Genomic DNA, 1366 nt, shown 5'->3' with positions numbered 1-1366 from the left:
TGACCTTGATCACCAAGGCCAGGGTCAGATGAAGATCACCAAGTGGGTCAGATTTGATACGCCGTCAGAGGGTCAGGGTTCGGCCGTCGTCGAGATGCCGTCCTGGAAGACGGCCAGCCTCGAACGCAGACACCCTCGCCGGAACAAACCAACGGGGGTGTCTCACCTCTCACAAGCCCTTATAGCAGGGGCGTGGAGGAAGGCGGAGAGCATCGCGCCACGAGGGCCGGAACGTCATTTCAACGAGCCCCATCAGCGGTTCGCGGATGCGTGACGAAGCGGGCAAGCTTCTCCGGTGCACCGCGTGGCGGGCCGGCGACCGTCGTTTCCAGCGATATCGTGATCACGGCTCCCAGCCGTGCGCCCAGCTCTAGCAGCAGGGCACAGGCCGAAGCAGGGGCACTGAGGGCCGCGAGCAGCAGGTCTACGACGAGACGTTCGGGTCCGGTGTCGCCAATGGAGGGCGGCACAGTCGTACAGCAGATTGCGAGGGGATCCGCGTGCCGTTCGTCCGCGAACTGAACCTGATGCCGCCGGAGCTGGCCGACTTCATCGCCGCGAACACGGACGCAATTGCCTCCGCGTTCGACACCCCGATCCGCGAGGCGTGAGCGATGATGCAGGTCCCGGACCTCGCCAACCTCAACATCCCCGACAACGTGCGCGCAGGGAGGCCCCCACCTGACACTGTGGAGTCTGCCGGATCCCAAGAACTGCGGCCAGCAGACGGCGGGCTGTGCGGTCGGGCCGGTTCACTTCGTACACCTGGACACGCTGAGCCAGCAGGTAGCGGGACAGGCCCGCACCGAAGGTGCCGGTGCCCTCCACACCGGCCCGACGCACCGTCCCCAGCTAGCGGGCTCAGACGGGCAGCCGACGGTAGCCGGACGCCGTGGCCGGAAAGGACTCGGTGCCCAGGACCTTCCCCAGCGGGCAGTTCCATGGCGGCAACATGAACCTCGCCGTGCGTGTCCACGCCTAGGACGACCTCGCCTGGAACGGGAGGATCCGTGCTGGAGGAGGGGCAGAACGCGCCTATCTCGCCGTGCCGCCGTGGCAGGGTGCCCGTGTGCCCGGGGTCGATATCAATTGCTCCGTAACAGTTGTGGCAGGACGGGCGCGCCTCCGGTGGCCAGCTGGGTTTTGGTTGAGCGACGCCTCCTGCACACGTGGGCGGCCTGACGCAGGGCATGGACGGTCACTCGCACTCAGGTCAGCGAGGTGCCCGTTCCAGTGCCTGCTCGGTCCAGATGGTCTTGCCGTCGGCCGAGTAGCGGGCTCCCCAGGTTTGGGCCAGCTGCGCGACGATGAACAGTCCGCGTCCCCCTTCGTCGGTGGTGCGGGCGTGCCGGAGGTGTGGTGCCGT

General features: G+C 67.0%; 1 protein-coding gene and 1 pseudogene. One reads left to right on the top strand and one right to left on the bottom strand.

Annotated features, from left to right (window positions below; genetic code table 11):
* Positions 1-509: 509 nt before the first annotated feature.
* Positions 510-611 (top strand): annotated as a pseudogene (locus tag AB0M27_RS47860) (NUDIX hydrolase); the annotation flags it as partial.
* 602 nt (positions 612-1213) lie between these two features.
* Here AB0M27_RS47860 and AB0M27_RS47855 read toward each other — a convergent pair.
* On the bottom strand, positions 1214-1366 hold a 153-nt coding region (locus AB0M27_RS47855), incomplete at its 5' end, for an ATP-binding protein (RefSeq protein ID WP_365732468.1).

The sequence above is a fragment of the Streptomyces sp. NPDC052107 genome (assembly GCF_040680215.1).
GTDB lineage: Bacteria > Actinomycetota > Actinomycetes > Streptomycetales > Streptomycetaceae > Streptomyces.
This window is presented reverse-complemented; position numbering and strand designations above follow the sequence as displayed.